The sequence below is a fragment of the Kribbella alba genome (assembly GCF_039529635.1).
Taxonomy (GTDB): domain Bacteria; phylum Actinomycetota; class Actinomycetes; order Propionibacteriales; family Kribbellaceae; genus Kribbella; species Kribbella alba.
Window position 1 is genome coordinate 1 of the sequence record NZ_BAAANE010000017.1, and the last position, 24,636, is coordinate 24,636.

At 67.7% G+C, this 24,636-nt stretch carries 25 protein-coding genes; 15 read left to right on the forward strand and 10 right to left on the reverse strand.

Features of this window, described 5'->3' with window-relative positions; genetic code table 11:
- Positions 1–91: 91 nt before the first annotated feature.
- Together ABD210_RS31685 and ABD210_RS31690 are read right to left on the reverse strand one after the other, a co-directional pair.
- On the reverse strand, positions 92–1,627 hold the full coding sequence (locus ABD210_RS31685; protein ID WP_344116651.1) for an NCS1 family nucleobase:cation symporter-1: 1,536 nt from the start codon (positions 1,625–1,627) through the stop codon (positions 92–94).
- 119 nt (positions 1,628–1,746) lie between these two features.
- A complete protein-coding gene (locus ABD210_RS31690; RefSeq protein ID WP_344116654.1) occupies positions 1,747–2,631 on the reverse strand; it encodes an MBL fold metallo-hydrolase in 885 nt (294 codons plus the stop codon).
- 205 nt (positions 2,632–2,836) lie between these two features.
- Between ABD210_RS31690 and ABD210_RS31695 the strand changes: the two genes are divergently transcribed.
- From ABD210_RS31695 to ABD210_RS31715, 5 genes are all read left to right on the forward strand, one after another.
- Complete coding sequence (locus ABD210_RS31695) at positions 2,837–3,478, forward strand: ThuA domain-containing protein (protein WP_344116656.1); 642 nt, start codon at positions 2,837–2,839, stop codon at positions 3,476–3,478.
- The gene (locus ABD210_RS31700) at positions 3,463–4,578 is read left to right on the forward strand and encodes a Gfo/Idh/MocA family protein (RefSeq protein ID WP_344116658.1); all 1,116 of its coding nucleotides are present in this window, start codon (positions 3,463–3,465) and stop codon (positions 4,576–4,578) included. Before ABD210_RS31695 ends, ABD210_RS31700 begins: the two co-directional genes overlap by 16 nt.
- A 124-nt stretch (positions 4,579–4,702) precedes the next feature.
- Entirely contained in the window at positions 4,703–5,722 is a 1,020-nt protein-coding gene (gene hrcA, locus ABD210_RS31705; protein WP_344116835.1) for a heat-inducible transcriptional repressor HrcA, read from the forward strand.
- A gap of 37 nt (positions 5,723–5,759) precedes the next feature.
- Complete coding sequence (gene dnaJ, locus ABD210_RS31710; RefSeq protein ID WP_344116659.1) at positions 5,760–6,902, forward strand: molecular chaperone DnaJ; 1,143 nt, start codon at positions 5,760–5,762, stop codon at positions 6,900–6,902.
- Positions 6,903–6,912: 10 nt separating this feature from the next.
- Complete coding sequence (locus tag ABD210_RS31715; protein ID WP_344116660.1) at positions 6,913–7,629, forward strand: 16S rRNA (uracil(1498)-N(3))-methyltransferase; 717 nt, start codon at positions 6,913–6,915, stop codon at positions 7,627–7,629.
- 4 nt (positions 7,630–7,633) lie between these two features.
- On the opposite strand, the gene ABD210_RS31720 is transcribed toward ABD210_RS31715, so the two are convergent.
- Both ABD210_RS31720 and ABD210_RS31725 read right to left on the reverse strand, forming a co-directional pair.
- Positions 7,634–8,743, reverse strand: a complete 1,110-nt coding sequence (locus ABD210_RS31720) for a Gmad2 immunoglobulin-like domain-containing protein (RefSeq protein ID WP_344116662.1) — start codon at positions 8,741–8,743, stop codon at positions 7,634–7,636.
- On the reverse strand, positions 8,740–9,249 hold the full coding sequence (locus ABD210_RS31725) for a SigE family RNA polymerase sigma factor (RefSeq protein ID WP_344116664.1): 510 nt from the start codon (positions 9,247–9,249) through the stop codon (positions 8,740–8,742). Before ABD210_RS31725 ends, ABD210_RS31720 begins: the two co-directional genes overlap by 4 nt.
- A 338-nt stretch (positions 9,250–9,587) precedes the next feature.
- On the opposite strand from ABD210_RS31725, the gene ABD210_RS31730 reads away from it, so the two are divergent.
- The 6 genes from ABD210_RS31730 to ABD210_RS31755 are packed head-to-tail and all read left to right on the forward strand — an operon-like array spanning position 9,588 to position 14,332.
- A complete protein-coding gene (locus ABD210_RS31730) occupies positions 9,588–10,514 on the forward strand; it encodes a PhoH family protein (RefSeq protein ID WP_344116837.1) in 927 nt (308 codons plus the stop codon).
- Positions 10,511–10,984: an rRNA maturation RNase YbeY gene (gene ybeY / locus ABD210_RS31735; protein WP_344116665.1), complete on the forward strand. Its 474-nt coding sequence runs from the start codon at positions 10,511–10,513 to the stop codon at positions 10,982–10,984. The genes ABD210_RS31730 and ybeY overlap by 4 nt, the downstream gene beginning before the upstream one ends.
- Before the next feature lie 7 nt (positions 10,985–10,991).
- Entirely contained in the window at positions 10,992–12,302 is a 1,311-nt protein-coding gene (locus tag ABD210_RS31740) for a hemolysin family protein (RefSeq protein ID WP_344116666.1), read from the forward strand.
- 18 nt (positions 12,303–12,320) lie between these two features.
- Complete coding sequence (locus ABD210_RS31745) at positions 12,321–12,656, forward strand: cytidine deaminase (RefSeq protein WP_344116668.1); 336 nt, start codon at positions 12,321–12,323, stop codon at positions 12,654–12,656.
- Positions 12,640–13,578 carry a GTPase Era gene (gene era / locus ABD210_RS31750; RefSeq protein WP_344116669.1) on the forward strand — a complete coding sequence of 313 codons (939 nt, stop codon included), beginning with the start codon at positions 12,640–12,642 and terminating at the stop codon, positions 13,576–13,578. The genes ABD210_RS31745 and era overlap by 17 nt, the downstream gene beginning before the upstream one ends.
- A 1-nt stretch (position 13,579) precedes the next feature.
- Positions 13,580–14,332: a GNAT family N-acetyltransferase gene (locus tag ABD210_RS31755; RefSeq protein ID WP_344116670.1), complete on the forward strand. Its 753-nt coding sequence runs from the start codon at positions 13,580–13,582 to the stop codon at positions 14,330–14,332.
- 145 nt (positions 14,333–14,477) lie between these two features.
- Here ABD210_RS31755 and ABD210_RS31760 read toward each other — a convergent pair whose 3' ends face one another.
- The 6 genes from ABD210_RS31760 to ABD210_RS31785 all read right to left on the reverse strand — a co-directional run bounded on the left by ABD210_RS31760 (position 14,478) and on the right by ABD210_RS31785 (position 20,147).
- On the reverse strand, positions 14,478–15,467 hold the full coding sequence (locus ABD210_RS31760) for a GNAT family N-acetyltransferase (RefSeq protein ID WP_344116672.1): 990 nt from the start codon (positions 15,465–15,467) through the stop codon (positions 14,478–14,480).
- Positions 15,468–15,508: 41 nt separating this feature from the next.
- Complete coding sequence (locus ABD210_RS31765) at positions 15,509–15,991, reverse strand: hypothetical protein (RefSeq protein ID WP_344116673.1); 483 nt, start codon at positions 15,989–15,991, stop codon at positions 15,509–15,511.
- Positions 15,992–16,145: 154 nt separating this feature from the next.
- Entirely contained in the window at positions 16,146–17,321 is a 1,176-nt protein-coding gene (locus tag ABD210_RS31770; RefSeq protein ID WP_344116675.1) for a TDT family transporter, read from the reverse strand.
- A 101-nt stretch (positions 17,322–17,422) separates the two neighbouring features.
- On the reverse strand, positions 17,423–17,845 hold the full coding sequence (locus ABD210_RS31775; RefSeq protein WP_344116677.1) for a PPOX class F420-dependent oxidoreductase: 423 nt from the start codon (positions 17,843–17,845) through the stop codon (positions 17,423–17,425).
- Between the two features lie 67 nt (positions 17,846–17,912).
- Positions 17,913–18,611: a dienelactone hydrolase family protein gene (locus tag ABD210_RS31780; protein ID WP_344116679.1), complete on the reverse strand. Its 699-nt coding sequence runs from the start codon at positions 18,609–18,611 to the stop codon at positions 17,913–17,915.
- Positions 18,612–18,656: 45 nt separating this feature from the next.
- A complete protein-coding gene (locus ABD210_RS31785) occupies positions 18,657–20,147 on the reverse strand; it encodes an MFS transporter (protein WP_344116681.1) in 1,491 nt (496 codons plus the stop codon).
- A gap of 377 nt (positions 20,148–20,524) precedes the next feature.
- Here ABD210_RS31785 and leuA point away from each other — a divergent pair, with 377 nt between their 5' ends.
- The 4 genes from leuA (at position 20,525) to ABD210_RS31805 (ending at position 24,636) form a co-directional block, all read left to right on the forward strand.
- Complete coding sequence (gene leuA, locus ABD210_RS31790) at positions 20,525–22,198, forward strand: 2-isopropylmalate synthase (protein ID WP_344116838.1); 1,674 nt, start codon at positions 20,525–20,527, stop codon at positions 22,196–22,198.
- A 63-nt stretch (positions 22,199–22,261) separates the two neighbouring features.
- Complete coding sequence (locus ABD210_RS31795; RefSeq protein WP_344116682.1) at positions 22,262–22,417, forward strand: hypothetical protein; 156 nt, start codon at positions 22,262–22,264, stop codon at positions 22,415–22,417.
- A 206-nt stretch (positions 22,418–22,623) separates the two neighbouring features.
- The gene (locus ABD210_RS31800) at positions 22,624–23,724 is read left to right on the forward strand and encodes an ABC transporter permease (RefSeq protein ID WP_344116683.1); all 1,101 of its coding nucleotides are present in this window, start codon (positions 22,624–22,626) and stop codon (positions 23,722–23,724) included.
- 6 nt (positions 23,725–23,730) lie between these two features.
- Positions 23,731–24,636, forward strand: a complete 906-nt coding sequence (locus ABD210_RS31805) for an ABC transporter permease (protein WP_344116684.1) — start codon at positions 23,731–23,733, stop codon at positions 24,634–24,636.

The window sequence follows — 24,636 nt, forward strand, 5'->3', positions numbered from 1 at the left end:
CGGCCCGGCTGGCCGGCCACCCGGGGTGCCTGGAACGAGCGCGCCAGGGAACCCCCCCCCGGGCGTGGCGGCGCGTCTTGCCGGAGTACGGCTAGAACGTTGAGGTGGCGTGGGTGGGGGCGGGGTGGCGGATGGGGGAGGTGATGGTCAGGGCGAGGTAGGCCAGGAAGCCGGCTACCAGGCCAACCACCCAGGAATAGTCGTAGAGGGGCTTGAGGAAGGGGATCAGGCCGTTCTCGGGGAAGGGCCCGGCGCCCGGGTTGGAGTAGGCGCCGCCCACAGCCAGGATCGAGCCGAAGAGGGTGGCTACTACCGCGCGCCAGTTCCAGCCGCCGGCGTACCAGTAGCGGCCGTTGGGGAGGTAGAGGTCGGCCAGGAAGAGGTTCGTGCGGTCGACGAACCAGTAGCCGGCGATCAGTACGCCGGCGACCGAGGCGAGCAGGCCGCCGTAGAAGGAGAGCCAGACGAAGATGTAGATCGACGGGTCGGAGATCAGTCGCCAGGGCTGGATCACGATGCCGATCACGCCGGTCAGCAGACCCGCGGTACGGAAGTTCAGGTAGCGCGGCAGTGCGTTGGCGAAGTCGTACGACGGGCTGACCACGTTCGCCGCGACGTTGCACGACATGGTGGCCAGGATCGCCATCACGAGGCCGATCGTCACCACCACCGGGTTCTCGAAGCGGCGGGTGAGTTCGACCGGGTCCCAGATCGCGGTGCCGTAGACGAGGACGGTGCCGGAGGTGGTGATGATCGAGACCAGCGCGATGAACGACATGGTCGTGGGCAGGCCGATGATCTGCCCGATCACCTGCTGGCGCTGGCCTTTGCCGAAGCGGGTGAAGTCCGGCATGTTCAAGGAAAGGGTTGCCCAGAACGCGATCATGCCCATCAGCGACGGCGCGAAGATCTTCCAGAAGTCGGCGTCCCAGCCGAGCTTCGACGGCTGCGACAGGATCGGTCCGAGGCCGCCGGCCTTGACCAGGATCGCGATCATCAGCGCCAGGAACGCGACCGTCACCAGTGGCGCCGCCCAGTTCTCGAAGCGGCGCAGGCCGTCGATGCCGCGCCAGATCAGCACCATCTGCAGGGCCCAGAAGAACGCGAAGCTGAGCCACATCGTCCACGGGTGACCGCCGATCGACGAAGCATTCGTCCAGCCGGAGCCCGCGAGCTCGCCGACGATCACGTAGATCGCCTGGCCGCCGATCCAGGTCTGGATGCCGAACCAGCCGCAGGCGATGAACGCCCGCAGCAGCGCCGGGAAGTTCGCGCCGCGGACGCCGTAGAAGGCGCGCGCGAAGACCGGGAACGGGATGCCGTACTTCGTTCCCGCGTGGCTGTTCAGCAGCAGCGGGACCAGCACGATCAGGTTCCCGAGGGTGATCGTGAGGAACGCCTGCAGCCAGTTCATCCCGAGCGCGACCAGCCCGGCGGCGAGCAGGTAGCTGGGGATGTTGTGGGCCATGCCCATCCACAGCGCCGCATAGTTGTACGTCGTCCAGCGGCGCTCGGGGAGTCGAGTCGGCGCGAGCTCGGCGTTCCCGTACGGGCTGTCCGCGATGGCCGCCGGATCCTCCAGCTCGACACGGCCGTCAGGATGATAGATCTGTTCGGTGCTGGCCATTGGTCCCACCTCATCCGGTCGGTACGGCGAACGCTTCGCAACAACGTGCGGGATAGGGGATCACCGTGTCAACGGATAACCCCCGCAGCGCTACCGGATCGGTATTCCGGACGTCGGGTTCAGCCGGGACCGAGTAGCGGCAGCGTGGGTCGCCGGGGAGTCCCCAGGACCTGGTAGCCGCGGCGTACGGCGTTTTCCAAGTGGGCGACAGACCAGGGCCAGTCGTCGGTGTGGGCGAGCGCGGCCTCGAGGGACGTGCCGGCGTGATGCAGCCCCGAGATCGTGTTCGCGACTGTGCCGAGATCGCCGGCCTGGTCGCGCACGAACTCGGCATCGACCACCGCGCCGTGTCCCGGGACGACCCTGGCCGTCGCCGACAGCAGGCCGATCAACCGGTCGACGGTGTCGGGCCACTCCAGCGGATAGGAGTCGTCGCCGTACGAAGGCGGAGCCGACTCCTCGACCAGGTCGCCGACGAAGAACACGTCGACATCCGGTACGACGACCACCACGTCGCCGTCGGTGTGTCCGTTGCCCAGGTGCAGGAGCTCCACCCGGCGATCGCCCAGGTCGATCACCTTGGCGACGGCGAAGGTGTTGTCGATGGCAACGAGTTCGGTGTCGGCGACCTGTGCCAGCACCGCGGCCGGGATCTCCGGGAAGGACAGATCCGGGCCCGGGTTGTCGCGGTAGTGCTGCTGCAGTTCGGGTCCTCGCTCAGCCAGGGCGGTCGCGGCGTTCTCCTGCGCGTAGGTCGCCGCGTCCGGAGTGAACACGTGATTCCCGAAGGTGTGGTCGAAGTGGGCGTGGGTGTTCACCACCCAGCGGACCGGCGCATCGGTGAGTTCGCGGATCTCGGCCAGCAGCTCCTCGGCCTGGGCGGTCGTCGCGCGGGTGTCGATCACCAGCGCGCCCTCGGAGCCGACCACGAGGCCGATGTTCAGATCCCACTCGTGATACCGGCGGACCCAGCATCGATCGCCCAGCTCGGTCCAGTCACTCATACCGCCGACCTTAACCGCCGCGGATTCTCACCAACTCAGGACCACCAACCCGTCCCGCGACCCTGGACGGTCGACGGCCCACAGCGGGCAGGTTTCGGCAAGCCCTATCCAACGGCCGGGACGGCACTTGAAGGGCCGTGATCCGCCGCCTAGGGTCGTCTGGACTCATCCGATCTCTGGACAGGCTTTCTGAAGGGTGGACAGCGTGACGACACGACGGGCACTGGTGACCAGGGGCGGATGGGAAGGCCATCTCCCGATCGAGGCCACCGACCTGTTCATCCCCTTCCTGCGGGACAACGACTTCGAGGTGGCGGTGTCCGACGACCTCGACAGCTACCTCGACCTCGACGGCACCGACCTCGTGCTGCAGTGCATCAGCATGGGCGAGATCACGCCCGAGCAGTCCAAGGGACTCGAGGCCGCGGTCCGGGCCGGCACCGGTCTGGCCGGCTGGCACGGCGGCATCGTCGACTCGTTCCGGAACAACGCCGACTACCAGTTCATGACCGGCGGGCAGTTCGTCTCACACCCGGGCGGCTTCGTCGACCACCGGATCGAGGTCGTCTCGGACGACCCGATCGTCGAGGGCATCACGCAGTTCGACCTGCACACCGAGCAGTACTACGTCCACGCCGACCCGACCAACAACGTGCTGGCGACGACCACGTTCCGCGCCCACCCCGACTACCCGTGGATCGCCGGCGCGACGATGCCGTCCGTCTGGACACGCACCTGGGGAGAGGGTCGTGTGTTCGTCTGTACGCCGGGCCACAAGCTCGAGGATCTCGAGGTTCCGGAGGTTCGGACGATCATCGAGCGGGGGCTGCTGTGGGCGAGCAAGTGATCTCCGGGAACACGCGGATCGGCATCGTCGGCACCGGCGTCATCTCCGGTACCTACCTCGACCACCTGGCCAAGCTGCCCGGCGTCGAGGTGGTCGCCGTGGCCGACCTCGACCTCAGCCGCGCGCAGGCGATCGCCGACCAGAAGCCGGGTATCCGGGCCCTGACGTCCGGCGAGCTGATGGCCGACCCCGAGGTCGACATCGTCTTGAACCTCACCATCCCGGCTGCACACGCCCCGGTCCACGAGGCCGCGCTGAAGGCGGGGAAGCACGTCTACGGCGAGAAGCCGCTTGCTGTCGATCGCGCCGAGGCCAAGCCGCTGCTGAAGCTGGCCGCCACCAACGACCTGCGGATCGGCTGCGCTCCTGACACTGTGCTCGGCACCGGAACCCAAACCGCACGAGCCGCCCTGGACCGCGGCGACATCGGCGTACCGACTGCTGCGACGGCCTCGTTCGTCACGCCCGGGCACGAGCTCTGGCACCCCGCGCCCGACTTCTACTACCAGCCCGGCGGCGGCCCGCTGCTCGACATGGGCCCGTACTACGTGACCAGCCTCGTCACGTTGCTCGGACCGGTACGGCGGGTCTCCGGGCGCGCCGGGCGTTCGAAGGACCAGCGCAAGGTGCACACCGGCCCGCGGGCGGGTGAGACCTTCCCAGTGGAGGTCCCGACCCACGTCACCGGCGTACTGGAGCATGAGTCCGGTGCGCTGACCACCGTGTTGATGAGCTTCGACGTCTGGGCAGCCCGGCTGCCTCGGATCGAGGTGTACGGGACGGAAGGCAGCCTGTCCGTGCCGGACCCGAACACCTTCGACGGCAAGGTGGAGATCGCCACTGCGACCGCCCGTGACTGGACGGAACTCCCGGTAGCCGGTGGGTACGCCGGAGCGGGCCGTGGTGTCGGCGTGGCCGACATGGCCCGCGCGATCCGCAACGGAGAACCTCACCGAGCCAGTGGTTCCCTCGCGTACCACGTGCTCGACGTACTGGAATCGCTGCTGGAGGCGGCTGCCCAGGACCAGCCGGTGGACGTGGCCAGCACGGTCGAGCGGCCGGCCGCCGTACCGTTGGGAGCGTCTCCCGAATCCGCCTGAGACCTGTCCCACGCCGCAATCAGGCGGTAGGCAGCGCTACGGCTCGGTAGACTGGCACTCGAATCTCGGGAGTGCCAAAGCTGCTGCCCGACCGTGGCCTGATGTGGGAGAGAGGGTGGTGCGCGTGCTGGACGAACGCAAACTGGACGTGCTCCGGGCCATCGTCGAGGACTACGTGGCCACGCACGAGCCGGTCGGCTCGAAGACGCTGGTGGACCGGCACAACCTCGGAGTCTCCCCGGCGACGGTCCGCAACGACATGGCCGCGCTGGAGGAGGAGGGGTACATCACCCAGCCGCACACCAGCGCCGGCCGGATCCCGACCGACGCGGGCTACCGGCTCTTCGTGGACAAGCTCAGCACGGTGAAGTCGCTGTCGCCGGCCGAGAAGAAGGCGATCTCGTCCTTCCTGGCCGGCGCCGTCGACCTGGACGACGTCGTACGGCGAACCGTCCGGCTGCTCGCGCAGATCACCCGGCAGGTCGCGATCGTGCAGTACCCGACACTGACCCGCTCGAGCGTGCGCCACATCGAGGTGGTCACTATGACGCCGCGCCGGCTGCTGCTCGTGCTGATCACCAGCACGGGCCGGGTCGAGCAGCGGATCGTGGAGACCCACCACGACGTCGAGGAACAGCTGATCGCCGACCTGCGCTCGCGGCTGAACACGGCCCTGACCGGCCAGCGGATGACCGAGGCCGCCAGCGCTCTCGCCAGCCTCCCCGAGGGCTTCTCGCACGCCGACCGGCCGCTGGTGGCCGCCATCGTGACCAGTCTGCTGGAAGCCTTCACCGATGAAGGCGAGCAGCGGATCGCGGTCGGCGGCGCGGCCAACCTGACCCGGTACGGCGACGACTTCGAGCGCAACGTGAAGCCGGTGCTCGAGGCGCTCGAGGAGCACGTGATCCTGCTGAAACTGCTCGGCGAGGCGACCAATCCGCAGACCCTGACGGTCCGGATCGGCCACGAGAACCCGTACGAAGGGCTTGCCACCACCTCGGTCGTCGCCACCGGCTACGGCTCCAAGTCGGAGACGCTGGCCACGCTCGGCATCGTCGGCCCGACCCACATGGACTATCCGAGCACGATGGGCGCGGTTCGTGCCGTCGCGCGCTATGTCAGTCAGATCCTGGCCGACTCATGATCGAATACCGAACTGCTACCTACCGTTGGTCTGGAGTATGAGCACCGATTACTACGCCGTCCTGGGCGTCAGCCGTGACGCCTCACCGGACGAGATCAAGAAGGCCTACCGCAAGCTGGCCCGCCAGTACCACCCGGACGTCAACGATTCCGAGGACGCGCACCACAAGTTCCAGGAGATCGGCCGCGCGTTCCAGGTGCTGAGCGACCCGCAGAAGAAGCAGGTACACGATCTCGGTGGTGACCCCTTCGCCAGCGGTCCGGGTGCCGGGGCCGGCGCCGGGTTCGGCCAGGCCTTCACCTTCACCGACATCATGGACGCCTTCTTCGGCCAGACCGGCGGGGCCACCCGCGGTCCGCGGCCGCGCACCCGGCGGGGCCAGGACGCCCTGATTCCGCTGCGGATCGACCTGAGCGAGGCGGCCTTCGGCACCACCCGCGAGCTGAAGGTCGACACCGCCGTACTGTGCCCGACCTGTTCGGGATCCGGCGCGGCTGCCGGGTCCGAGCCGGTCACCTGCGAGATCTGCCACGGTCGGGGCGAGGTGACGCACACGCAGCGCTCGTTCCTCGGTGAGGTCCGGACGATGCGGCCGTGCCCGAACTGCCGCGGCTTCGGCACGACCATCCCGAGCCCGTGTGTGGAGTGCGCCGGTGACGGCCGGGTCCGCTCGCGCCGGACGGTCACGGTCAAGATCCCCGGCGGCGTCGACAGCGGCACCCGGGTGCAGTTGTCCGGCCAGGGCGAGGTCGGCCCCGGCGGCGGCCCGGCCGGCGACCTGTACGTCGAGATCGACGTCGAGCCGCACGAGATCTTCAGCCGCAACGGCGACGACCTGCACTGCACGGTCACGCTGCCGATGACCGCGGCCGCGCTCGGCACCACGATCGACCTGCCGACGCTCGAGGGCGAGACCACGCCGCTCGAGATCCGTGCCGGCACCCAGTCCGGTACTACGATGACGCTCACGGCTCGCGGAGTCCCGCGACTGCGGCACGCGGGTCGCGGCGACCTGATCGTCCAGGTGATCGTCGAGACGCCGACCAAGCTGGACGACGGCCAGGCCGCGCTGCTGAGGCAACTCGCCGCGGCGCGTGACGAGGAGCGCCCGCAGGGCCACGTCCAGGCCGCGCACAAGGGTGTCTTCGGCCGGCTACGCGACGCCTTCGGCACGCACTGAACTCCCGGACATGGGACTCGCGGTTTTCTACCTGGCTGACCTGACCGGCTCGGAGTTGACGCTGGATGGTGCCGAGGGTCGTCATGCGGCAGTCGTACGCCGGATCGCGCCGGGCGAGCGGATCCGCCTGACGAACGGGCGCGGGTCTTTCGTGGAAGGACCCGTCACGGGTGCTTCGAAGACGGGCCTGACGGTTGCCGCGGAGAACCGCGGGACTGTGCCGGCGGCGAGCCCGCGGCTGGTCGTAGTACAGGCGTTGCCGAAGGGGGAGCGAGCCGAGCTGGCGGTGGAGATGCTCACCGAGGTCGGTGTGGATCTGGTCGTTCCGTGGAACGCGGAGCGCAGCCAGTTCCGGTCGAACCCCGAGCGGGTGACCAAGACGCTCACCAAGTGGCAGGCCTGGGCTTTCGAAGCCAGCAAGCAGTCGCGGCGCTCATGGTTCTGCGAGGTGGCCCCGATCGCCTCCACTGCCGAGGTCGCTGCCTTGATCCACGAGTCGGCTCTCGCCGTAGTGCTGCACGAGGAGGCGAAGATCCCGCTCGCGTCCTTGCAGTTGCCCTCGGAAGGCGACGTCGTCGTTGTGGTCGGCCCCGAAGGCGGCATCTCTCCGACCGAGCTGGACGCCTTCGCCGTGGACCCTGTCCGTCTGGGCGACACGGTCCTGCGCACCTCGACCGCCGGAGTCGCGGCCGCCTCCGCACTCCTCGCCCGCTCGCGCTGGAGCTGACCGACTACCTGACCGAGACCGTCTTCGAGTCGACGTCGGTGATGCGGCCGTCCTGGGCCGAGACCAGGTAGGCCTCGATCTGCCACTCACCGGGCGTGAGCTTGGTGGTGAAGGAGAACGGCGAGAACGCTTGCCCTTGTTTCGTCAAGGTGAAGTCGCTGACGACGGCCTTGGTCTTCAGGTTGATGGCGCGCCAGTTCACCTGCGCCTCGTACGCCGCTGCCATGCCGCTGACGGTGACCGGGGTCTTCAGCGCGGTGCCCTCCACCGGCGACAGGATCCACACCAGCGCCTGGACGTTGCTGGCCTGGGCCCGGCTGAAAGGCTCGGTCGTGTCGACCTGGCCGAACAGTGCCTGCCCACTCCGGCCCTGTTCGGTCACCCTGACCTTCTGGGTCTCGTCATTCACCGCGCCCTGGACCGTGTAGACGAGCTGCTGGACGGCGACCTCCGCCATCGCCGGCTCCAACTGCAGCCGCGGCAGCACCTTGAAGTCCACGGTCACCACACCGTCCGACCGAGTGACCGAGTCGACGGCCGAGCCCGTCCACAGCGAGTAGTAGTCGGGATCGCCGGACTTGTCGGTGGTCAGCAACCGAACTGCCTCGAGGGCCGGCCGACCGCTGACTTTCGCGAACGTCCGGTAGAGCCGCACTCCGGCCCCGGTGTCGTTCCCCACCGACTTCCCCGCCCAGTAGATGGGTACCGCCCTGCCCTTGACCGCCGGCTCGGGGGTGCTGCGCTCCCTCGGGAAAGCCGTGGTGGCATCAGTCCTGGCGACTGTCGGCGGCATGGGGGGCGGCGTGGTGGGCGCCGACTTGGGGCTCGGGGCAACAGTCGCGCTGGTGGCGGTGCCGGCCGGACCGGCGACCTCGGGCACGCCCGTGTTTCTGGTGTCGTGGTCGAGCATCGTGAACGCGCCGATGGCCGCGGCGGTGCCGACCACTGCCGCGCCAGTCGTGAGCACCCATGGGCGCCGGGTCACGACCTTGCGCTGGGAGCTGACCCGCGCCTGGATCTCGTGCAGCGCGTCGGCCGGTTCGACCTTGTCCGCCTCGTTGGCCAGGGCACGGCGCAGCAGCTCGTCGAACTGGTCGTTCGGGTGGTCGTTCATGCGCTCTGCTCCAGGACCTGGCGCAGCGACCTGGTCGCCCGCGCGGCATGGCTCTTCACGGATCCCCGGCTGATCCCCATCGTGTCGGCGATCTCCGCCTCCGACAGATCACCGTAGTACCGCAGCACCATCACGGTGCGTTGCTTCTCCGGGAGAGTCCGCATCGCCTCGATCACCCGGTCGGTCTCGGCGGTCCGTAGTACGGCGTGCTCCGCGCTGGGCTCGTCCGGCAGGGAGCGGGGCATGTGCTTGTCCACCACGACCAGATGCCGCTGCCTTGAACGGCAGCGGTTCACCACGGCGGTGCGCAGGTATGCCAGGGCCTTGTGCGGGTCGCGCAGCCGGTTCCACCGGGCGTGCATGGCCACAAAGGCGTCCTGCACGATCTCCTCCGCCGAACCGGTGTCACGCAACAGCAGGGAGCCGAGGCGGACCAGCGACGAATAGTGCGCGGTATAGACAGCCGTCAGCGCCTCGTCGGCGTCCCACGAGGACTCATGTGCCACGCACTCTTCGTACACCACGGCCGGTTGTGCCACGTGACAGAGACGCGAAGGTCGGGTTCCAGGTTGACAACGTGGCCGGCAGGATCCGCAGGCGTCGCCGAGCGTGACGCGACCGGTACTCCGGGTGCGGGAATCCGGGCCTTGCGGGGTTTATCGGGTGAGCCTGTCGGAGCGGGCGGCTAGCATGGTCAAGTCACACCATCTGCACCAGGAGGAACAGGCTGTCCAGGCCACGCAGTATCGAGCCGTCGCACCCGGATGCGGCGCGCGCTGACCGCAGCGCAACCAGCGCCAATCACAAGGCGTCCCACAAGATCGTCGTGCCGAACAGCATCGACATGGTGGCGCTGCTCGGAGCCCGGGACGAGTTCCTCCGGATCGTGGAGAAGGAGTTCGCGGCCGACATCATGGTCCGCGGCAACGAGATCACCCTGAACGGTGAACCGGCCGAGCTGGCCCTGGCCGAGCGGCTGATCGACGAACTGATCGCGGTGGTCCGGACCGGTCACGGGCTGACCGCCGACTCCGTCGAGCGCAGCATCGCCATGATCAAGGCCGCCACGGTCGAGAGCCCGGCCGACGTGCTGACCCAGAACATCCTGTCCAGCCGCGGCCGGACGATCCGGCCGAAGACGCTGAACCAAAAGCGGTACGTCGATGCCATCGACAAAAACACCATCGTCTTCGGCATCGGCCCGGCGGGCACGGGTAAGACCTACCTGGCCGTCGCCAAGGCAGTGCAGGCGCTGCAGGCCAAGGAGGTCAACCGGATCATCCTGACCCGGCCTGCCGTCGAGGCCGGTGAGCGGCTCGGCTTCCTGCCCGGCACGCTGTCCGAGAAGATCGACCCGTACCTGCGCCCGCTGTACGACGCGCTGCACGACATGCTCGACCCGGAGTCGATCCCGCGGCTGATGACGGCCGGCACGATCGAGATCGCCCCGCTGGCGTACATGCGCGGCCGGACGCTGAACGACGCCTACATCATCCTGGACGAGGCGCAGAACACCTCGCCTGAGCAGATGAAGATGTTCCTCACCCGGCTAGGCTTCGGCTCCAAGATGGTCGTCACCGGCGACGTCACCCAGGTGGACCTGCCGACCGGCACCCGCTCGGGACTGCGCGTCGTCCAGGACATCCTGGAAGGCGTCGAGGACCTGACGTTCTGCCGGCTGACCTCGCACGACGTCGTCCGGCACAAGCTGGTCGGCCGCATCGTCTCGGCGTACGAGTCTTTCGAAAGTGACGCTGAGCTCAAGAGATGAACGTAGAGGTCAACAACGAGTCCGGCGTCGATATCGATGCGCACGGACTGATGCGGCTGAGTCGTTTCGTGATGTCGTCGCTGCGGCTGCACCCGGAGTGTGAGCTGTCGATCAAGCTGGTCGACGAGGACACGATGGCGCGCTACCACGTCGAGTTCCTGGACCTGCCGGGCCCGACCGACGTGATGTCGTGGCCGATGGACGAGCTGCGGCCGGGTGCCGACGATGACGCCGAGCCGCCGCTGGGGCATCTGGGCGACATCGCGCTGTGCCCCACCGTCGCGGCCGCGCAGGGCGCGAAAGCGGGCCACGGCACCTGGGCCGAACTGGAGCTGCTGACCGTGCACGGCGTCCTGCACCTGCTCGGCTACGACCACGCGGAACCCGCCGAGAAGGCGGAGATGTGGGACGTGCAGGGCCGACTGCTGGAAGCATGGCGCGCACCGGGAAACAGGCTCGGACAGGATTGAGGTTCCAGTGACCTACCACGACGGCGTCCTGCTGGTTGTGGCTGCGGTGCTCGTTCTCCTCGCCGGGTTGTTCGCCGGCGCCGAAGCGGCCCTGTCGTCGTACTCCAAGGTGCGCGCGAACGAGCAGGTCGAGCAGGGCAATAAGCGTGCGGTGAAGCTCCGCGACCTGCTGTCCGACGCGCCGCGCTACCTGAACACGCTGCTGCTCGTCCGGCTGATCTGCGAGATCACCGCGATCGTGCTGGTGACCCAGGCGTTGTCGAACGTCTTCACCGTCACCTGGATGCACATCCTCGTCACCTCCGTGGTGATGGTGGTGGTCTCGTACGTGATCATCGGCGTCGCGCCCAGGACATTGGGTCGGCAGCACTCGGACCGGTTCGCGATGATCTCCGCCGGTCCGGTGATGGCGTTGACCAGCGTGCTCGGACCGCTGCCCAGGGTGCTGATCCTGATCGGCAACGCGCTGACGCCGGGCAAGGGATTCGCCGAGGGCCCGTTCGCGACCGAGGCCGAACTGCGCGCGCTGGTCGACCTGGCGGAGAAGTCGTCGGTGATCGAGTCCGGCGAGCGGCAGATGATCCACTCCGTCTTCGAGCTCGGCGACACCATCGCCCGCGAGGTGATGGTGCCGCGGACCGACATGGTCTACATCGAGCGGCACAAGAAACTGCGGCAGCTGACCTCGCTGGCGCTGCGCAGCGGATACTCGCGGATCCCGGTGGTCGGCGAGTCCCTGGACGACATCCTCGGGGTGGTCTACCTGAAGGACGTGATGCGCCGGGTCTACGACAACGCGCAGGCCGAGTCGACCGAGCGGGTCGAGTCGGTGATGCGGCCGTGCATGTACATCCCCGACTCCAAGCCGGTGGACCAGTTGCTGCGCGAGATGCAGGCCGCGCGGATGCACGTGGCGATGGTCGTCGACGAGTACGGCGGAACGGCCGGGCTGGTCACCATCGAGGACATCCTGGAGGAGATCGTCGGCGAGATCACCGACGAGTACGACGAGGCGCCGGAATCGGTGCAGGCGCTGTCCGACGGAGCGTACCGGGTGTCCAGCCGGTTCCCGATCGACGAGCTCGGCGAGCTGTTCGGCGTACCGCTGGACGACGACGACGTGGACACCGTCGGCGGGCTGATGGCGAAACTGCTCGGCAAGGTACCGATTCCCGGCGCCCAGGTCGAGATCGACGGGCTCGGGTTGTCCCTCACCGCGGAGCGGCCATCCGGCCGACGCAACCAGGTCGGTACTGTGCTGGTCCGGCGCGGAGAGCCCGCCGACCAGCCGCAGGACAGCAGTCACCAGACTGCCTGAGCCCAATGGGAGTCTTCCTTGTCCGCTGACCTGTCCGCCGAGGACGCCAAACTGGTCACCCTTGCCCGCGCCGCGCGGGCCCGCACGCGCGCGGCCGAAGGTGCCGCCGTCCGCGACACCGACGGGCGGACCTATGCTGCCTGCACGGTGCAGTTGGACACCGTGCTGCTGAGCGCGCTGCAGTTGGCGGTGGCGATGGCGGTGTCTTCCGGCGTGAAGGGGATCGAGGCCGCGGCAGTGGTCACCGATACCCCGGACGTCGATGTGGAGGTGGTGCGCCATTTCGGTGGCGCGGCGCTCCCGGTAGTCGTTGCTGATGGCAACGGAGAGGTTCGTGATGTCGTCCACACCTGAGAACTTGGTCGAGTTCCGCAGCGGTTTCGCCTGTTTCGTCGGCCGGCCGAACGCGGGCAAGTCCACGCTCACGAACGCCCTGGTCGGGCGCAAGATCGTGATCACCTCGTCGAAGCCGCAGACCACCCGGCACGCAGTACGGGGCATTGTGCACCGGGCGGACGCCCAGCTGATCCTGGTCGACACCCCCGGCCTGCACAAGCCGCGCACGCTGCTGGGGGAGCGGCTGAACGACCTGGTGAAGACCACGTGGGCCGAGGTCGACGTGATCGCCATCTGCCTGCCGGCCAGCGACAAGATCGGCCCGGGCGACCGGTTCCTGGTCAGTGAGGCTGCCAAGGTCGCCAAGACGCCGAAGGTGGCAGTGGCGACCAAGGCCGACCTGGTCTCGCCCGAGCGGATGGTCGAGCACCTTGCCGAGATCGCCGAGCTTGGCGAGTCCGTCGGGATCGAGTGGGCCTCGGTGGTCCCGGTCTCCGCGACCTCCGGCTACCAGGTCGAGGTGGTCGCCGACGAACTGGTAAAACTGCTGCCGGCCGGTCAGCCGCTCTATCCGGACGGTGACGTCACCGACGAACCCGAGGAGACCCTGGTCGCCGAGCTGATTCGCGAGGCCGCGCTGGAGGGCGTCCGGGACGAGTTGCCGCACTCGATCGCGGTCACCATCGACGAGATGGGCCTGCGCGAGGACCGCCCCGAGGACAAGCCGCTGCTCGACATCTACGCGAACATCTATCTCGAGCGCGACAGCCAGAAGGGCATCGTGATCGGCCACAAGGGCGCCCGTCTCCGCGAGGTCGGCGCGAATGCCCGCCACCAGATCGAGGCCCTGCTCGGTACGCCGGTCTACCTCGACCTGCACGTCAAGATCGCGAAGAACTGGCAGACCGACGCCAAGCACCTCCGCAAACTGGGTTTCTGAGTTGGGCCCGCTGACGAACCCGGCGTACTACGCACTGGCCGGCGCGCACGCTGGTCTCGCGGAGGTCCGCGGTGAAGCCCGCCGCTATCCGGCTGAGGTCGCGCCGTTCTACGGGTTGCCGGACGATCCGACCGAGCAGGACTGGACGGATGCCGCCGCCCTGGTCGGCGTCGGACACACAGCGGCTCTGGTGCGCCCGGACCTGCCGATCCCGGAGATCTTCAAGGTCGACCGGCAGTTCGACCTCGTACAACTCCTCGCCCCCGAGTCCTTCGGCGCGGACGCCCCGCACGCCCCGCACGCCCCGGACGCGTCCCGGCTCGCCCCGGACGCCTCCCGGCTCGACCCGGACGGCACCCAGCGCGGCGTGGAAGCCGTCCCGCTCGGCCTCGACGACGTCGCCGAGATGCTGGCCCTGACAGCCCTGACCGAGCCCGGTCCGTTCCGCTCCCGCACGATCGAGTGCGGGCCCTACCTCGGCCTGCGGCGCGATGGAGCCCTCATCGCGATGGGAGGCCAACGCTTCCACCCGCCCGGCTATGTCGAGATCAGCGCGGTCTGTACGGATCCCGCCTACCGCGGCCAAGGCCTCGCCACCCGCCTCATCCGGGCGATCTCCGCGGGCATCCAGCGAACCGGCGACCGCCCGTTCCTCCACGCCAGCGCCACCAACACCAACGCGATCCGCCTCTACGAATCCCTCGGCTTCACCGTCAGCAACCGGATGAAGGTCACCCTCATCCAACCCCGCTGACCCGTACGCCGCCCTGCGCCCCGCTTCAACCACCCGCCCGGGCCACGGCTGGCGGGTTGTTCGGCGGCTGGCGGCAGACAAGGCGCCAGCGGGCGAAAAGGCCGTTACCGGTGGTTGGCGCCCGCGCGCGCGTGGGTCGCCGAGATCAGGCCGTCTTTTGGTAGGCGATGGAGCGGGCGATTATTCGGTAGTTGAGTTGTTGGTTGATGGCGATCATGTGGGCATTGGATTCGGCGTTCCAGGTGTCGAGCTGGGTGACGGCCGGTTCGGCCTCGCGCATCCACAGGAGCATGCCGGTCTTGACGAGGGCGCCGAGGCGGTGGCCGCGGTGTTCGCGGGCGACGGCGGTATCGGCCTGTTCGGCGATGTGGGGGCGTTCCCGCTCGACCACGATGGTCGAATGCCCTGCCAGTACGCCGGTTGCGCGCTCGCGGGCGATCACTCGGTAGAGGCTCCGGTCGTGCCCGAACTGGGCGTCTTCGTAGGCGCGCAGCCGTTCCGGGCTGTACTCGTCGTCCTCCATCTCGAGGTCGTCCCTCGGGGCATCGTTGATCGAGGCGGTCACCGCGACCATGCCTTCGAGCAGCTCGTCCGGCAGCCGGCCGTCGATCCGGATCAGCTCGTAACCGGCCGATGCCTGCACTGCCTCGTCATACAACCTCTGCACGACCGACCAATCGAGGCTGGCGATGTCCTGCCGACGGTTGACCTCGATCGCCTTCTGCTCGAACCCGTGCCGGCGCGCGAACACGTCCGCCTTCGGCAGGTCCCACGCGCTCATACCGAGAAGGTTCCGCCCTAGCCGCTGGGCCAGCTGTTCGCCGTACTGGAGCAGTTGCGTACCGATGCCGCGTCCACGGTAGTCCGGGTGCACCTCGACCTCGAACCAGGCGAGGTTGGTGTTGTCGTACGTCGGCAGGTCGACAGACAGGAGTCCCACTGCGAAGCCGTCGGCGTCCCGGGCGATGTAGCTGTGACCCGGATCACCGTCCCAGCCGTGCTTCAGGTGCGCCGCATAGCCGCGCGGTGTCGACTGCAGCGCTTCTGGGCAGTCGACTTTGGCGGTGGCGGCGAGCAGTGCCACGGCGTCCACGCATCCGACCTCGTCGTCGGGATAGAGCCTGGTGATGTCCACCGGCCCAGCGTGCGCCCCAGTCGTCGGTTACCGCGAGTCAATTATCGCGGCCAAGAAGTTCCTCGCTCAGGGTCCAGAGCGATGTGGCGTGCGTGCACCTCGGTCTCCGCGCCGGCTCGTCCGCGAAGCAACAGCCGATAGGAGAACGCTTCACGGTGCACGTGTGCCGGACGTAGTTCGTCCTTGGCGACACGCGTGATCAGCAGGTGATGAGTGCTCTGACTGACACCGCCGAGTGCCAGTCGGCGGCCGTCGGACAGCTCCAGGGCGATGCCGTGCGGCGACCTCGAGATCAGCAGCACGTGGCCGACGTCGCTGGCCACGTACTGCGTGAGCTGCTTCTCCAGGCGGCGCAGTTCGTCCAGCGCGATCTCATCCAGGTGCGCGTCGAGTTCCAGCATCTCCGGCGCGCGGAACGGGCGATCCAACGGGTCAACCTTCGCGTTGCCACGCCGGGAGCTTCCAACGATCCAGTAGGCGGCGCCGGTGACCAGAATCATCACGACACCCAGAATGAAGAGCATGGTGGGTCTCCCTTCCGGCCGACTGGTCGCGTTGACCTCGGCGTCAGATCAAGACTGGCCTGGGCCGGGCGCCAAGTCGCCGCAGCCAGCCGCCATCTTCAGGTAGGGGCTGATGTACCAGCGACTACCTGCTAGCCGGTAGTGCGGCCGGTTCTCAGGTGGCAGGACGGTCAGCTGCGGCCAGTTGCCCGGGTGCGAGGAACAGCGTTCCGCGCAGGCTGCCTCTCGCGGTACGGACCGCGACGATGATCCAGGCGGCGACGAGCCCGACGTAGAACAGCATCGCGGCGACGCGGAAGACGTCTGATCCGGTGTGCAGAGCGAGGCCGGAGGTGCCCTCGACGACGGTGCCGATGGGGAAGGTGAACGACCACCAGGTCAGCGAGAACGGCAGGTGATCCCGCGCCGTGCGTACCGTGATAGCGGCTGCGATGGCGGCCCACATCACGGCGAACCCCCAGACCGGAACCCCGTAGACGACGCCGAATGCCTGCAGGGCCGTCGAGTACGGGCGTGGTAGAGCCTGCGAGGCGACGCCGCCCAGGAGGTTGGCGGCTGCGACCGACTGGCCCAGCGGGCCGAGCACGATCCAGAGTGTGGGCACCATCGCCGCCAGTCCCACCTTGTAGACGGCAAGGCGGTACCAGATCAGTGTGATGACCACGACCGAGGCAAGGAGCGACATACCGAACATCGCGTAGCAGCACAGCAGTAGCGCAAGCCTGGCTTGCCCGGCGGGTGCGTACGGGACCAGCAGGGCGCCCGTGGTGGCCGACACCATGGGTGGCACGACCGGCATCAGCCAACCGCCGAACGCGCTGTCAGGTTTGACTTCATGCCGGGTGAACATGACGAACGGCACCACAACGGCCACGGCCAAGCCGGTGATTGTGCCTGCGAACCAGAGGACCCAGTCGATGTCGACTGCAGCCCGGAGACCGAGAACATCCCGGCCGAGCAGGATCGTCCCGGCTCCCACCGTGAGCATGGCCATTGGTGGAGCGCCGTAGAAGTGGCCCATCACGGGGTTGAGGAGGTGGCGTCGGGCAGCGCCGGGGTAGCGCACCCAGTGGGTGACGGTCGCCGCTGTGAGCGCGACCAGCAGGATGGCGGCCAGTGCCCAAACAACAATGGCGGCGGTATGCAGGCCAGACGGCTGCCACGGCAGTGATGCGGCGGCGCCGGCGACGATGCCGGTGCCCATGATCGAGGCGTACCAGTTCGGCGTCAGGTTGGAGAAGACGTCTGACGGGCGGTTCAGATCCCGGAAGAGACCGGCCCGCGGCGGGCGAGTTGGCTGTCGCGTCTGCATCTGCTGCTGCGTGCTCATAAGCCCAGATTTGCGCAGGTCGACCCGCTCTTTCTGCACCGCCAGCAGCCGTAGCAACCCCCTGCCAGCAGGCAGAACGCCTACTAGCAGGGGACGGCGGCTCAGGGCTGCGGCATTCCGTAGGCGTGGTCGACGGTCATCGAGAAGACCAGCCGGCGGTCGCGGACCATGGCACGCCGGTAGTCGTCCCAGTCGGGGTGCTCACCGGCGGCTGCGCGATAGAGGTCGATCAACTCCTCGACCACAGGGTCGTGCGGATCAGCCGCCACCGCGCTGAGTTCCGCCTTGCCTTCGAGTACGACGTACGACCTGCCCTTGGGGCCGTTGACGTAGAGGCTGGCGCGCGGATCGCGCCGCAGGTTCGCGGTCTTCGCCCGGCCGTCAGTGAGGGAGACCCGGACCAGGTTGCGCGCCGCGTCGTACGCGTAAGTGACGTTGGACAGCTGGGGGCGGCCGTCGCGCTTGATCGTCACCAGTACGCCGAGGCCGCGGCTGCCGATCCGGTCCTGCAGGGACTCCGTCATAGACCAAGCCTAGGGATTCAAGTCCCCTTGAAGACAACTCGGCCACGCCGCGAGGCGATTAGGGGGTTCAACGTGCGTTGGCTTTGAGGAACGCAACTGCGCGGTCCCACGCTAGCTTGGCGTACTGCTCGTTGTAGGTCCCCAGCTGATCCTTGTCGTTGTGGAACGCGTGCCCAGCGGGGTAGTAGAAGAACTCGACGCCACCCTTGGACTCCTCGCGGATCTGCTGCTCCTGCGCGCGTGCCTGCTCGACCGGATAGAACGCGTCCTGCTCGCCGTAGTGACCCTGGATCGGTGCTGTGACAGTGCGGTACTGCTGGGGAACGGCCGGCCCCACGCCGTAGAAGGGCACGGCTGCGCTGACCTTGTCGCCGTGCTGCGCCGCGAGCTGCAGGACGAAGCCGCCGCCCATGCAGAATCCGACCGCTCCGACCGTCGTGGAGGTCACGGACGGATCGGCGAGCAGGAAGTCGACGGCGCCGGCGAGATCCTTCGCGGCCTGCTCGACCGGCAGCTCCGCGAGCATCTGACCTGCCGTGTCGGCATCGTGGGCGACCCGGCCGCCGAACAGGTCCGGGGCCAGCGTGACGAATCCCTCGGCGGCGAACCGGTCCGCGACCTCGGCCAGGTGGTCGTCCAGACCCCACCACTCCTGGATCAGGATCAGTCCCGGCCCCGACCCACCGGCCGGCTTCTTCAGGTAGCCGTGCGCCTGTCCGCCGTTGCTGGCGAACGTCACGTTCTGACGTGGGTTGACCTCAGTCATGGCAATTCCTCTCGATTCAGAAGTTGTGACTGCACAGACGGTTGTTCATGCCTCACGGCGAATGGCGTTTGCCAGGCGTGGCGAGCTGTACGCCGGGTGGTCGCCGGCGAGCCAACTCTCGATGTCCGGCGCATGCGGGCGGGCCCCTCCGAGCAGCAGGACCCCCAGGATCAGCGCGCCGGAAACCACGCAGAGCAAGACAAGGATGAGCGCGGACACCCTGATCCCGTCGGTCGGCATGCGGAACAGCGTCACCAACTCCGCGACGACCGGGGCGATCAGGAAGGCCGCCTCAGAGCGCAGGAGTTCCACCAGGGCGAATGTCGGTCCCAGCCGGTTGGACGGCACGCTGAGTCCGGCCATGAACAGACCTGGCGCCACCCCGGCCCCGGCACCGAACCCCAGGAACAGGCCCGAGACAGCTACCAGAAAGATCCCCTGGCCCAGGCCGATCCCCAACAGGATCGCGCCGCCGATCGCAGTCATGCCGAGGCCGCCCAGGGCGAGGACCGGCAACCACCGCGTACGCAGTACCGACTTGAAAAGCACTGCTGCCACGGCGACGCCCACGACCTGGGCAGCAAGAATCGTTCCTGTCCGCACTGGTGAGACATGCTCGACCTGCAGCAGATAGACCACCGCCAGGTCGACCAATGCGGTCACCGAGGCTCCCGTGACCATGGCTGTCGTAATGCCGGTCACGGGCAGCGTGTGCGCGATCAGCTTGAGCGGCATCAAGGGACGATCCTTGCGGTACTGCTGGATCAGCAGGAGCAGGAGCGCAAGCAGCCCGACAGCTACTGGTACGAAGAAGATCGGGGAGCCGAAGCCGCCGCGGACCAGCCAGGACACGCCGAAGAACGGCAGGACCGTCGCGGCCAGCGCCAGCGGGATCCCAGACCAGTCGAACCTCATGGCCGGTGCGGTGGGGACCCCCCGCTCGAAGGCGAGCACCCCCAGCAGGGTGCCGGCGACGCCCAGGACGGCCGCGACGGCGAACATCAGCCGCCAGGTGCCGCTAGCGGCCACGATTCCGCCGATGATCGGTCCGATGGTCACCATGCCGAACAGACCCAGGTTGACGAACGCCGCGCTGAGTGGCACGTGCGATGCGCCATGTCTGGTGAGCAGCGGCGGAAGAGCGACCACCAGCAACATGCCGGTCGCGAGCCCCTGCAGCACCCGCCCTACTGTGAAGAGCCCGATGTCGGGCGCCAGGGCCACGAGCAACGATCCAAGGGCGAAGCCTGCCTCGATCCATACGTACAGGCGCCAGGTCGGCAGCCGCTGGAAGAGGTCGGCGGCCGCGACGGCACCGAAGGCATACCCGGCATTCGACAGGCCGCCCGCCAGCAGGACCCCGAACGCGGAGGCGTGCAGGTCGGTTGACACCTGCTGCGTGATGAACAGCGACGCGGTGGACAAGACGATGAACGGGCACAAGGCCACCAGCACCAGGGACACCGCCGCGCGGTAACGGCCCGCGAACGGCGGACTGTGGCGAGACAGTTGTTGCGTCTGCTGCTGGGTCGTCATAGGCCCACAGTGACGCCGCAGGCTGTGCTTCTGCTGCACCGCCAGCGGCCGTTGTCACCCCCCGCTAGCTGGAATTCTCCACGCTTGAAGAGAGGACGGTCGCGCTCCGTCATGCTCACCCAGGGTCAGGGATGTCTCGCCGATCGAGACCCCCGGTTCGACGGGCGTCTGGGTTGTGCATAGACTCACTGGCATCATGCGGCACCAGCTTCTCCTCCTTCGCTGCCGCGGCGAGGCCTGACAAGGCCGGTTCCCTCGCCGCGGGGTTCTGTCGTACGCCGGTCGTCCACGACCCCACGACAACAGCAGCACCACTCCCGAGGAGACCCCCCGTGGCACCCAAGAACCAGCCCAAGCCCGTTCAGCAACCTTCGGTGATGCCGATCCACCGCTACTCGGCCTTTCCGCCGATCGAGCTGCCGGACCGGACCTGGCCGGCCAGGTCCGTCGACCGGACCCCGCGCTGGCTGTCCACCGACCTGCGTGACGGCAACCAGGCCTTGGTCGAGCCGATGTCCCCGGCCCGCAAGCGGCGGATGTTCGACCTGCTGGTGAAGATGGGCTACAAGGAGATCGAGGTCGGTTTCCCCAGCGCCAGCCAGTACGACTTCGACTTCGTCCGCAGCCTGATCGAGGGCGACGCGATCCCAGCTGACGTCACCATCTCGGTGCTGACCCAGGCACGCGAGGAACTGATCGAGCGGACCGTGCAGTCGCTGCAGGGCTCACCGAGGGCCACCGTCCACCTCTACAACGCGGCCGCGCCGCTGTTCCGCCGGGTCGTCTTCAACGTGAACAGAGCCGAGTGCCTCAACATCGCCGTCCGCGGCACCGAGACGGTGATGAAGTTCGCGGACGACATGCTGGGCGACTGTGAGTTCGGCTACGAGTACAGCCCGGAGATCTTCACCGACACCGAGCTGGAGTTCGCGCTCGAGGTCTGCGAGGCGGTCAGCGACGTGTGGCAGCCGGCCGAGGGCCGCGAGATCATCCTGAACCTGCCGGCCACCGTCGAGATGTCCACGCCGAACGTGTACGCCGACCAGATCGAGTGGTTCGGGCGCAACCTGACCCGGCGTGAGCACAGCACGATCAGCCTGCACCCCCACAACGACCGCGGTACCGCGGTGGCCGCGACCGAGCTGGGCCTGATGGCCGGCGGGGACCGGGTCGAGGGGTGTCTGTTCGGCCATGGCGAGCGGACCGGCAATGTCGACCTGGTCACGCTGGGGATGAACCTGTTCAGCCAGGGCATCGACCCGCAGATCGACTTCTCCGACATCGACGAGATCCGCCGCACCGTCGAGTACTGCACCCAGATGCGGGTGCCCGAGCGCCAGCCGTACGCGGGCGACCTCGTCTACACCGCCTTCTCCGGGTCCCACCAGGACGCGATCAAGAAGGGACTGGAGGCGCTGGACAAGCAGGCCGCGGCCGAGGGCAAGCCGGTCGGCGAGATCGCCTGGGAGGCGCCCTACTTGCCGATCGACCCCAAGGATGTCGGCCGCAGCTACGAGGCCGTGATCCGGGTCAACTCGCAGTCCGGCAAGGGCGGCGTCGCCTACATGATGAAGTCGGAGCACCGGCTCGACCTGCCGCGACGGCTGCAGATCGAGTTCAGCCGGGTGATCCAGCTGCACACCGACTCCGAGGGCGGCGAGGTCGGTCCGCAGCAGATGTGGGACATCTTCGCCTCGGAGTACCTGTCGCCGGGCAAGCTGTCGCTCCTGACCGTGAACTCCTCCTCGAGCGAGGGCCAGAACGACGCGCTCCGCGTGCAGGTGTACTCCGAGGGCGTACCGCACGAACTGGTTGGCGAGGGCAACGGCCCGGTCTCCGCGTTCGTCGACGCGATCAAGCCGCTGAAGTACGACGTCCGTGTGCTCGACTACCACGAGCACGCTCTCTCGGCCGGCGGTGACGCGCTCGCCGCGGCGTACGTCGAGTGCGAGGTCGGCGAGGACGTCTACTGGGGGGTCGGCCGGGACGCCAACATTCTCACTGCTTCGCTGAAGGCGGTCGTCTCCGCGATCAACCGCGCCACCCGCTGAGCACCCGTCGCCCGCTGCCCCTATTGGGTGGCGGGCGACGTCCGCGTTTGGTTGGCTCGGCAGGTGATCACCGTGCGCGAGATCGACGCGACCGACTCCGGACTCTTCGATTCCTGGTACGACGTCTTCCGCGCAGGCGCGACCGCGGACCGGGAGGCGGCGCTCGTCACCAGCCACGCGGCGCTGGCGTTCTCGCTGCGCACGATTTTGATGCGCTGAGCAATCGTTCGATCACTGTACGCGATTTAGTGTTACGCGTTCTGTCAAACCGTTGACGCGGTGTGTGTGGTTGTCCAAACTAGCGTCACTGTGCGCAGATCCATGCAACGCAGCATTCTTAATGACGGTGCCAGGAACACCGTTTCGACGGATCTTTGGGTCCGGCGCACACCCGCCGTCCTTCGGTAGTTCCGTGGAGGTGAGCAGTGAGCGATGCCGTCGACACACCGGCTCCGAGGCTGGTCGAAGGACTGCCCGAGGAACCGAAACCGTCGCCCGCGCGGCGCTTGGCCGATGCCTGGCTGGTGCGGCGCCTCGGCAAGGCCCTCCTGACCATCTTCCTCGTCACTACGCTGACGTTCTTCCTGGTCCGGCTGCTGCCGGGTAACCCCGTCGACACCTACATCCAGACGCAGATCGCGCAGACCGGCGTCTCGTATGCCGAGGCGGCCGCGCAGGCCCGCGGCCTGTTCTCGCTGGATCCGAACGAACCCCTGATCCAGCAGTACTTCGACTACCTGGGCAACGTGCTCCATGGTGACTTCGGGAACTCGCTGCTCTCGCCCGGCACCACCGTGGCGCAGGTCATCAAGACGTACCTGCCCTGGACCCTCTTCTCGGTCGGCATCGCCACGATCCTGAGTTTCGGCATCGGCATCCTGGCCGGGATGCTGATGGCTTACCGGCGCGAGAGCTGGATCGACCACGTGCTGACCTCGATCGGCTCGCTGCTGCACGCGATCCCGAACTACATCCTCGCGATCATCATCGTCGTCTTCTTCGGCGTGAAACTGCAGCTCTTCGACCTGTCGACCATCCGGGGCTCCTACTCGCCCGGCATGTCGCCCGAGTTCAGCCTGAGTTTCCTCAACGACGCCTTGTACCACGCGTCGCTTCCGATCATCGCGTACGTCCTGACCACGGTCGGTTCCTGGGCGCTGGTGATGAAGTCCTCCACCGTCGAGACCCTCGGCGAGGACTACGTGACCGTCGCCCGGGCCCGAGGGCTGACTGACGCGAGGATCCGAGCCGGGTACGTCGGCCGGAACGCCGTGCTGCCGTTGTTCAGCCAGCTCGCCGTGTCCCTCGGGTTCGTCGTCGGCGGGTCGATCTTCGTGGAGAAGATCTTCGGCTACCAGGGCATCGGCTACAGCCTCTACACCGCGGTGTCGGGTCGCGACTACCCCGTCCTGCAAGGGATCTTCCTGGTCATCACCATCTCGGTGGTGGTCGCCAACCTGCTCGCTGATCTTCTCTACGGCCGGCTGGATCCGCGGATCCGCACCGCCGCCAAGGCCAAGGGGTGACGACAGATGGCTGACACTGTGACCACTGCCGGCGCCGTCGCGGCGATCGGTACGACGAACGTCTCCAGGTTCTCCGGCATCATCCGGTCGATGCGGCGCAGCCCGTCGGGCTTCATCGGGTTCGTGATCGTGCTGCTGCTGGTGGCGATCGCGGCGATCGGGCCGTTCTTCACCCCCGCCTTGAGCCCGGACGTGAAGTCGATCCTGCTGCCGGCCGGATCCCCGGGTCATCTGCTCGGCACGGACAACGAGGGCAAGGACGTCCTGATCCAGATGATCGACGGCGGCCGGGCCGTCATCTTCATCGGCTTCTTCGCCGCGGCGGTCTCGACCATCATCGCGATCGTCCTCGGGTCGCTGGCCGCCTATCTGGGCGGCGCGTTCGACTCGGCGGTGGTCACCGTGGCCGACGTCGTCCTCACCATCCCCCAGATCGTGCTGCTGGCGGTGCTGGGTTCGTTGATCAAGCTCGACTCACCAATCCTGCTTGGCGTGCTGGTCGGTGGCTTGTCCTGGCCGGTGCTCACCCGAGCGGTGCGCGCCCAAGTCCTCTCGCTGAAAGAACGGGAGTTCGTCGAGGCGGCGAGGCTGCTCGACCTCGGCACGGTCCGGGTGGTCTTCGTCGAGATCCTGCCGAACATGGCGAGCTTCATCCTGATGAACTTCATGATCGGTGTCACCAACGCGATCTATGCCCTGGTCGGGCTCTATCTGCTGGGTCTTGCTCCGCTGACCGGCTCCAACTGGGGCATCATGCTCAACCGCGCCTGGATCGCGGGAGCGATCTTCAACGATGCCAGTCTGGCGTTCATCCTGAGCCCGGTCGTGGCCATCGTTCTGCTGCTGCTGGGACTGGTGATGATGACCAGATCGCTCGAAGAGATCCTCAACCCTCGCCTGCGGGACCGGTGA